The organism is Microbacterium sp. (assembly GCF_039812165.1).
Lineage (GTDB): Bacteria > Actinomycetota > Actinomycetes > Actinomycetales > Microbacteriaceae > Microbacterium.
Genome location: NZ_JBDIAB010000127.1, coordinates 1 through 8,749 on the forward strand (window position 1 = coordinate 1; position 8,749 = coordinate 8,749).

The window sequence follows — 8,749 nt, forward strand, 5'->3', positions numbered from 1 at the left end:
CTGCGGCTCGAGCGGCTCGGGCTCGGCGGCGACGAGGCGCTCGAAGCTCGGCTCACCCCAGTTCACGAACCCCTGCGGCGCCTTCTTGCGCACGATCTTGCGGAGCTTCTTCGGGTCGCCCGCCGCCTTCGCGATCGCGGCGGCGTTCTCGATCTCGTGCTCCGGCGCCATGACCACGACGGTGCCGGCGGTGTCGTAGCCGGCACGGCCGGCGCGACCCGCGATCTGGTGGAACTCGCGGGCCGTGAGCTGCCGCATCCGCTGTCCGTCGTACTTCGCGAGCGCGGTGATCAGCACGGTGCGGATGGGCACGTTGATGCCGACGCCGAGCGTGTCGGTGCCGCAGATGACCCGCAGCAGCCCCCGTTGCGCGAGCGTCTCGACCAGCCGACGGTAGCGCGGCAGCATGCCGGCGTGGTGCACGCCGATGCCCGCGCGCACGTAGCGCGACAGCGTGCGGCCGAACGCGGTCGTGAAGCGGAAGCCGCCGATCGCCTCGGCGATCTCGTCGCGCTGCGCGCGGCTCACGATGCGGACGCTCGAGAGCGCCTGCGCCCGCTCCATCGCCGCCGCCTGCGAGAAGTGCACGATGTACACGGGCGCCTGCGACGTGTCGAGCAGCTCCTGCACCGTCTCGTGCACGGGGGTCCGCACGTAGGAGAAGTGCAGCGGCACCGGTCGTTCGACGCCGGTGATGGATGCCGTCGCCCGCCCCGTCCGCCGCGACAGATCCGCCGCGATGTCGGTGACGTCGCCGAGCGTCGCCGACATGAGCACGAACTGCGCGCGCTCCAGGAGCAGCAGCGGCACCTGCCACGCCCAGCCGCGGTCGGGGTCGCCGTAGTAGTGGAACTCGTCCATGACGACCTGGTCGACCGCCGCGTCCGGCCCCTGTCGGAGCGCCAGGTTCGCGAGGATCTCCGCCGTGCAGCACACGATCGGGGCGTCGGCGTTGACCGACGAGTCGCCCGTGACCATCCCGACGTTCGCGGCCCCGAAGATGTCGACGAGCGCGAAGAACTTCTCGCTCACCAGGGCCTTGATCGGCGCGGTGTAGTACGTGCGGCCCCCGCGCGCCAGGCACGCGACGTGCGCGGCGACCGCGACGAGCGACTTGCCGGTGCCGGTCGGGGTCGACAGGATCACGTTCGCGCCCGACACGAGCTCGATCGCGGCCTCGTCCTGGGCCGGATAGAGCGTCAGCCCCTGGTCGGCGGCCCACGCCACGAACCCGTCGTAGACGGCGTCGGGGTCGGCGCCGACCGGGACCCGGTCGAGCAGCGCGGGCGCCATCATCCTCCGACGTAGGCGCGGAGGTGCTGCGCGGTGAGCGTCTCGGCCTTCGCCACGAGGTCGGCGGGGGTGCCCTCGAACACGATCTCGCCGCCGTCGTGGCCGGCGCCCGGCCCGAGGTCGATGATCCAGTCCGCGTGCGCCATGACCGCCTGGTGATGCTCGATCACGATGACGCTGTTGCCGGCCTCGACGAGACGGTCGAGGAGCGCGAGCAGGTTGTCGACGTCGGCGAGGTGCAGCCCCGTCGTCGGCTCGTCGAGCACGTAGATCGCGCCCTTCTTCGCCATCGAGATCGCGAGCTTGAGCCGCTGTCGCTCACCGCCCGAGAGGGTGTTGAGCGACTGCCCGAGCGTGAGGTAGCCGAGCCCGACGTCGACCATGCGGGCGAGGGTCGTGTGCGCGGGGCCCTTCGAGATGAACTCGGATGCCTCGGCCGCCGTCATCGCGAGGACCTCGGCGATGTTCTTGCCGTCGAGCGTGTACTCCAGCACCTCGTCGCTGAAGCCGGAGCCCTCGCACAGGTCGCACAGCGTCTCGACCGTCTGCGTGAAGCCGAGGTTCGTGATGATGACGCCGAGCCCCTTGCAGGCCGGGCACGCGCCCTCGGAGTTGGCGCTGAACAGCCCCGGCTTGACGCCGTTGGCCTTCGCGAACGCGGCGCGGACGGCATCCAGCACCCCGGTGTACGTCGCGGGGCTGGAGCGGCGCGAGCCCTTGATGGGCGACTGGTCGACCACGACGACGTCGTCGAAGGCCGGCACGTTGCCGTGGATGAGCGACGACTTGCCGGAGCCGGCGACGCCCGTGACGACGGTGAGGATGCCGAGGGGGACGTCGACGTCGACGTCCTTGAGGTTGTGCTGGGTCGCGCCGCGGATCTCGAGCGCTCCCCTCGCCGTGCGCGTGGACTCCTTGAGCCGCGCGCGGTGGTCGAAGAAGCGGCCGGTGATCGTGTCGGAGGCACGCAGAGCCGCGACGTCGCCCTCGAACATGATCTGGCCGCCCGCGCGCCCGGCGCCCGGGCCGAGGTCGACGACGTGGTCGGCGATCTCGATCACCTCGGGCTTGTGCTCGACGACCAGCACCGTGTTGCCCTTGTCGCGCAGCAGCTGCAGCAGCCCGTTCATGCGCTGGATGTCGTGCGGGTGCAGGCCCGCGGTGGGCTCGTCGAAGACGTACGTCACGTCGGTGAGCGACGACCCGAGGTGACGGATCATCTTGATGCGCTGCGCCTCACCGCCCGACAGCGTGCCGGAGGCGCGCTCGAGCGACAGGTAGCCGAGCCCGATCTCCAGGAACGACGCGACGGTCTGGCGCAGGCCCGACATGAGCGGGGCCACCGACGGGTCGTCGACGGTGTCGAGCCACGCGGACAGGTCGGTGAGCTGCATCGCCGCGGCATCCGCGATGCTGACGCCGCCGATCGTCGACGACCGCGCACCCTCGTTGAGGCGCGTGCCCTTGCATTCCGGACACGGCATGAACTTCACGGCGCGGTCGACGAACGCGCGGATGTGCGGCTGGAGCGCGTCGCGGTCCTTCTGCAGCATCGACTTGGTGATCTTGGGGATGAGCCCCTCGTAGGTCATGTTGATGTTCTGGATCTTGACCTTGGTCGGCTCCTTGTAGAGGAAGTCGGCGAGCTCCTGCTCGGTGAAGTCCTGGATCGGCTTGGCGGGGTCGAAGAAGCCCGACTCGGTGAAGCCGCGCACCATCCAGCCGTCGGCGTTGTACCCGGGGATCGTGATCGCGCCATCGGCGAGCGACTTGCTGCGGTCGAACAGCTCGTCGAGGTCGACGTCGCTCACCTGGCCCAGACCCTCGCAGCGTGCGCACATGCCGCCGGTGACCTGGAAGGACCGGCGCTCCTTGACCTTCTTGCCGCCCTTCTCGAACGTCACCGCGCCGGCGCCCGACACCGAGGGGACGTTGAACGAGAACGCCTGCGGCGACCCGACGTGCGGACTGCCGATGCGGCTGAACAGCAGCCGCAGCATCGCGTGCACGTCGGTGGCGGTGCCCACGGTCGAGCGCGCATTGGCGCCCATGCGCTCCTGGTCGACCACGATCGCGGGGCTGACGTTCTCGAGGGCGTCGACGTCGGGCCGGCTCAGCTGGCCCATGAACTGCTGCACGAACGTCGGATAGGTCTCGTTGATGAGCCGTTGCGACTCGTTCGCGATCGTCGCGAACACGAGCGACGACTTGCCCGAGCCCGACACCCCGGTGAACACGGTGAGGCGATGCTTCGGGATCTCGACGTCGACGTTCTTGAGGTTGTTCTCGCGGGCGCCGACGACACGGATGACGTTGTGGCTGTCGGCGATGTGCACGGCGGTCTCAGGCATGCAGTCCAGTCTGCCCTGCCCCTCCGACGCCGCGCTTCTCCGATCCTGACCGGATGCCGGGGCTTCGCTAAGGTGCACACATGACGAACCCCGGAGTCCGGCGCGTGATCGTGCTGCGCCGCACCCTCGTCTGGCTCATCGTCGCGTCGTTCGGCGTCGCGGCGGTGCTCGGCATCGCGGTGCTGCTCGCCGGCGAGCTCGGTGAGACCGCGAATCGCGTGCTCGTCACGACGGTGACGATCGGCGCGTTCAGCGTGGCGGTGCTGTGCGGTGCGACGCTTCTCGGCCGTCCCCCGCAGGCCGTCGGCATCGCGGGAGTCGTGGTGTCGATCCTCACCGCGGGATACTTCACCGCGCTCATCTGGAACGGCTCGTGGATGCGCGACTGGGGTGACGGTCTCCGCCTGCAGCTGACGGGCGTCGCGGCGACGGCGGCGCTGTCGCTCGCCTCCCTGCTCCTGCTGCTCGGGGGCCGACGTCGACCGTTCGTGCGCGTGGGGCTGCTCGTGACGCTCGGGCTCATCGCCCTGCTGCTGGCGCTCACGGTCTACCTGGTCTGGTCGGACGAATCCGGCGACGCGTTCATGCGGCTCTACGGCATCGTCGCGATCCTGACCGCGCTCGGCGCGATCGTCGTCCCCGTGTCGTCGCTCCTGCTGCCCGACACCTCCCGGCCACACGCGTCCGGCGTCGATCCGGTGCTCGCCGCGCGACTCACCGCCGCCGCGGAGCGCCGCGGCATCACGGTGGCCGAGCTCGTCGCACCGGTGCTCGCGGCGGACGAGCCGCCGGGACCGCGCGCGGACGTGTAGCTCCTCGGCGCGGAACTCCTCGCCCGCGCGCACCGCGTCGCGCTGCTTCGATCCTGACGGGATGCCGGGGTTTCGGCATCCAGGCACGGTCCATCCCGATGCGGGGCATCGCTAGGCGGCGTTTCGCCATCCGGGTCTGTCGGGTGGTGGGTCCCACAACCACCTGAGTGAGGACTTGGATCGCAGCGGGATGGGGTCGAGGTTCATGCCTGGTGGGGTGTGGAGGACGAATCCGCCGCCGGCGACGGGTTCGATGCGCCAGCCCGCGTTATGCAAGTGAAGGTGATGATAGCGACACAGCAACACCCCCGAGGCGCAGTCCGTGGCACCCCCATCGGCCCAATGCTCGCCGTGATGCGCCTCACAGTACGCGGGCGGGCGGTCGCAGCCCGGCCACAGGCACCCGCCGTCTCGGATCGCCATCACCAGCTTCTGCCGGGCGGAGAACAACCGTTGCTCCCGCCCCAGGTCGAGGGGATTGCCGTGGGTGTCCAAGTGCACCTCGATACTCCCGGTCACACACAGCGCCCGTTCCAGCACCGCCCCGGGGACCGTGAGAGTCCCGTCATCGGACTGGGCGGTGGCGACGAGCCTGCCGAACGCGTCCCGGTGCGCGTGCTCCCCGGTGACCGTGTCCGTCAACGTCACCAGGCGGACGCCGGCTTCCTTCGCCCCGAACACGTCCTTCACGTTCGCGAGCGCCCCGGCGCGCACGACGTCGAGGAACAGGTCGTACGCGAGCTGCTCATTCGACCGCGGATCGGCCACCAGCTCCTCCGCCTGCTTCTTCTCATCCGCACTGACGAACCTCGGCCCACCACGGCGAGGGGACAACGCGGTCCATGAGGGTCCGGAACCAGGCGCCGCCTTCCTCGTCAAACACGACATGCGCCGCCGGGAGCCCGTCACTGGTGGTGGACCACCGGTACGACCGCTTCCCGAACCGGGCCGCGTACCGGTCCTCCGCGCCGGCGGGGTCGAGCAGGTCCCGCAACACCCGCGCCCGGGACGCGAGGTCCTCCACCGTGCACAGGTGTGCCTCCGCGGCGAGCTCTCGCGCGGCACCGCGCCATGCCTCCTGCACCGTGTCGGCGTCGCGTCCGTCAATGACGGGCGGCTCACCGAGTCCGGTCTTGATCGCGTGGAGCTGACCGGTCGTGAGCGCCCCGGCGAGGAGCGCGACCCGCAACGGCTCATGCCACGGCGGCGCCGCGGCGGCGGCATCCGATTCGGCGTCGAACGGCCGCGTCGGATCGGCCACGTTGCCGTTCCCATCGCCGTGCCCGTCGAGCAGTGCCTCGCCGACCTTCACGGCCCGGATCGCCTCACCTCGGCTCACGCCGGTCACGTCGCGGATGAACTCCACCGCGTTGCGATGCCCAGTGCCCTGCACGAGCCCGCCGTGCCCGCGGTCACGTCCAGAGCGTGCGGCGGCGACTCCGACCAGCACGGCCTGCAATGTCGCGACCTGCCTCTGCAACCCCGTGACCATCCCGAGCGCGTCCCGGACGGACGCGTCACTGAGGCCGACTGCCGATGCGGGCAGCTCACCCGCGGCCACGTTGAGTTCCACGAACACACCGAGCCGCCCTACCGCGTCGCTCATATCTTCGAGGAATCCCATACATGAAGTGTGCCATGACCCTCCGACATTGGGTGATATGATCGATATGCAAGCCTATCCATCGCAACGCGGGGCAAGACTCTGGGCGATGACTGAGCTCACGATCAGGCGCGCGTCACCGTGCCCGCGCCGCCGTCCACGGTGACGACCTCGCCGTCGCGCAGCATCCCCGTCGCCCCGACGACGGCGACGACCGCCGGGACGCCGTGCTCGCGGGCGATGATCGCCGGATGCGACAGCGAACCGCCCCCGTCGGCGACGAGGCCGCCGATCAGCGGGAAGATCACCGACCACGACGGCCGTGTGCCGGGGCACACGAGGATGTCGCCCGGCTGCAGCCGGTGGAAGTCGGCCTCGGCATGCACGAGCCGCACCGGACCCGTCACACGTCCGGGCGACGCGGGCGTCCCCCGCAGCACGCCGTCGGCGACGGCCGCGGCGTCGACGGATGCCGGCATGATGAGCTCCCCCATCAGCATCATCGCCTCGGTGGGCGTGCGCTCGGCGCGGGTGAGCAGCGTGAACCTCGGGCCGGGTCCCGGATCGTCGCCGTAGCTGAGCGGGCCCGGGTGCGCGATCGCCCACGCCCGCTCGCCCCGCGCGCGGCGGGACCGCTCGCGCAGATCGTCGAGCGGCAGACTCGCCTCCAGCGCGTCGGCCGCCTCTTCCGGGGTGAGATGGAACACGTCCTCGGGACCGTCGATCGTCCCCCGCTCCGCCAGCCGGCGACCCGCCTCGAGCGCCGCGTAGCGCAGGACGGCCAGCGGAGCGTCGATCTGGAGGAAGACGTTGTCGTCGCGCAGACCGTAGACCTGCTCCGCGTTGGCGAGCACCTCGTCGAACTCCGCCACCCGGGCGCGGGGCAGGACGGCGCGCGCGAGCATGGCCAGCGCGCTGCGATCGGCGGACTGCGCCGCGGCCGTGTCCGCCGTCCCGGCGCGTCCGGCGGCGGCGATCAGCGCGTCGAGCAGACGCGGCGACTCGGCGAGCGTGGGCTCGGCCACCTCGATGTCGAGCGCGCGGCATCCGAAGAATCGCCGGAACCGCTCCAGCGCCTCGACGCGTTCGGCGCTGTCCTCGCGCATCGCCGCGATCGCCGCGAGCTCGCGCCCGGGCTCGGAGGCGACGTCGGCCAGGCCCGACAGCAGCTGGAGGGAGCGGTCCGCGGTCCAGCCCAGCCGCCGCGCGCAGAAGGCGACCAGACGATGGATGCCGAACTCGTACGGCACGCCCAGACGGAAGTGCAGCTCGGCGCTCCGGCGCATCGTCTCGGCGCGCGTCCGCAGCTCCGCGGCGAGAGCCGCGTCGTCGAGACCGCCGAGCTCCACGTCCTGACAGGCGAGGATGCGCGCCCGCTGCTCGTCGCGCAGTCTCGTGTCCCATTCGCGGTGCAGCCGGCCCGCGGCATCCGTCGCCACCGCCCGCCGCGCCGCGCGCAACTGGCGCCGTCCCTCGCGCGACGTCCGCACGAGCAGCGAGACGAGCCAGCCCGGCAGCTCCGGTGGCCTCTTCCCGGGTGCGGGCGGCGGCGCTCCCACGGGCACGATCGTGACGTAGTGCCAGCCGCCGATGACGGCGCCGCGGAAGGTCGCGAGGGTGCCCGACTCCTCGACCATGGCACGGGTCGCGACGTTCTCGTCGACGACGCTCGAGGTCATGCGGGTGCGCGGCAGCCTGCCGTGCGTGGGATCGCGCACCCAGTATCCGGGCGGCACGACGATCTCGACCCGGATCTGCTCGACGAGCGCGGTGACGGGCCGTGACTGGAGCAGCCATACCGTGCCGTCATCGACCGCCCACTCGACGTCCTGCGGACGGCCCCGCACGGTCTCGGCCGCGATGGCGAGCCGCGCGACCTCTCCGAGCGCGGCATGGTCCAGCGGCCCGTCGACGCGTGTCGGGAGGGTCACGGACTCCCCCGCGCCGCGGACGAGTCGCGTCTCCCACGGCGTCGCGGCTCCCGAGACGAGCGCGTCGCCGAGTCCCGCCACCGCGTTCACGACCACGCAGCGGCCGCCGGTGAGCGGGTCGACGGTGAAGGCGACGCCCGCGGCATCCGCGGGGACCATGCGCTGCACGATGACGCCGGCCGCCGTGTCGCCCATGGAGCGGGTCACGGCGGCGATCGCCTCGGCGAGGGCCGCCACGTCGTCTCCGGGGACGTCGAGCACCGTCTCGTACGCGCCCGCGCTCGAGCGCTCCGCGCCGTCCTCGTCACGACCCGACGAGCGCACCGCGACCGCGGTCCAGCCCCGCTCGCGCGCCACGTCGGCGGCGAGCGTCGCCAGAACATGGGGAGTCCCTCCGCGAGGGTCGAGGACGATGCCCGGCGGCACCGGCAGGCCCGCGGCGATGAGGGCCGCGAGACCCGCGGCCTTGCCTCCGGCGCGCTCGTCGACCGAGCCGAGGCCGGTCGCCGTCGTCAGGTCCATGGATGCCTCCTCATCTCGCCGTCGCGGCGACGCACAGCCAGACCGCCGGGTAGCCCACCCACGCGAGACCGCCCGGGACGCCGCCCACGACCCAGAGCACGGTCCGCAGCGGACCTTCGGGCACGAGGAACGAGACGCCGACCACGACGGCACCGACCACGAGCGCCACGACGAGCGCGATCGCGACCCCGGCGACCCACCCGGGCAGCACGGCCTGCCGCACCGCCGCGGAGGTCG

7 protein-coding genes are annotated in these 8,749 nt (G+C 71.7%); 1 reads left to right on the forward strand and 6 read right to left on the reverse strand.

Going from position 1 to position 8,749, the window contains the following annotated elements:
- The coding region (locus WML84_RS10355; RefSeq protein ID WP_347346064.1) for a DUF3516 domain-containing protein at positions 1 to 1,293 on the reverse strand (1,293 nt) is incomplete at its 3' end.
- Positions 1,293 to 3,644: an excinuclease ABC subunit UvrA gene (locus WML84_RS10360; RefSeq protein ID WP_347346065.1), complete on the reverse strand. Its 2,352-nt coding sequence runs from the start codon at positions 3,642 to 3,644 to the stop codon at positions 1,293 to 1,295. The genes WML84_RS10355 and WML84_RS10360, both read right to left, overlap by 1 nt.
- Positions 3,645 to 3,724: 80 nt before the next feature.
- On the opposite strand from WML84_RS10360, the gene WML84_RS10365 reads away from it, so the two are divergent.
- Positions 3,725 to 4,456 carry a hypothetical protein gene (locus WML84_RS10365; RefSeq protein WP_347346066.1) on the forward strand — a complete coding sequence of 244 codons (732 nt, stop codon included), beginning with the start codon at positions 3,725 to 3,727 and terminating at the stop codon, positions 4,454 to 4,456.
- Positions 4,457 to 4,567: 111 nt separating this feature from the next.
- On the opposite strand, the gene WML84_RS10370 is transcribed toward WML84_RS10365, so the two are convergent.
- From WML84_RS10370 to WML84_RS10385, 4 genes are all read right to left on the reverse strand, one after another.
- Positions 4,568 to 5,344 (reverse strand): HNH endonuclease signature motif containing protein, encoded by a 777-nt coding sequence (locus tag WML84_RS10370; protein WP_347346067.1) that lies wholly within the window; start codon positions 5,342 to 5,344, stop codon positions 4,568 to 4,570.
- Entirely contained in the window at positions 5,247 to 6,080 is an 834-nt protein-coding gene (locus tag WML84_RS10375) for a hypothetical protein (RefSeq protein ID WP_347346068.1), read from the reverse strand. The genes WML84_RS10370 and WML84_RS10375 overlap by 98 nt, the downstream gene beginning before the upstream one ends.
- 104 nt (positions 6,081 to 6,184) lie before the next feature.
- Positions 6,185 to 8,512, reverse strand: coding sequence for a PEP/pyruvate-binding domain-containing protein (locus WML84_RS10380; RefSeq protein ID WP_347346069.1), 2,328 nt, complete (start codon positions 8,510 to 8,512; stop codon positions 6,185 to 6,187).
- A gap of 10 nt (positions 8,513 to 8,522) precedes the next feature.
- Positions 8,523 to 8,749: hypothetical protein (locus tag WML84_RS10385; RefSeq protein WP_347346070.1), on the reverse strand; the 227-nt coding region annotated here is incomplete at its 5' end.

Coding starts and splice junctions, on each gene's coding strand:
- WML84_RS10360 (WP_347346065.1), bottom strand. CDS start 3,644: ATGCCTGAGACCGCCGTGCACATCGCCGACAGCCACAACGTCATCCGT.
- WML84_RS10365 (WP_347346066.1), top strand. CDS start 3,725: ATGACGAACCCCGGAGTCCGGCGCGTGATCGTGCTGCGCCGCACCCTC.
- WML84_RS10370 (WP_347346067.1), bottom strand. CDS start 5,344: ATGTCGTGTTTGACGAGGAAGGCGGCGCCTGGTTCCGGACCCTCATGG.
- WML84_RS10375 (WP_347346068.1), bottom strand. CDS start 6,080: ATGGGATTCCTCGAAGATATGAGCGACGCGGTAGGGCGGCTCGGTGTG.
- WML84_RS10380 (WP_347346069.1), bottom strand. CDS start 8,512: ATGGACCTGACGACGGCGACCGGCCTCGGCTCGGTCGACGAGCGCGCC.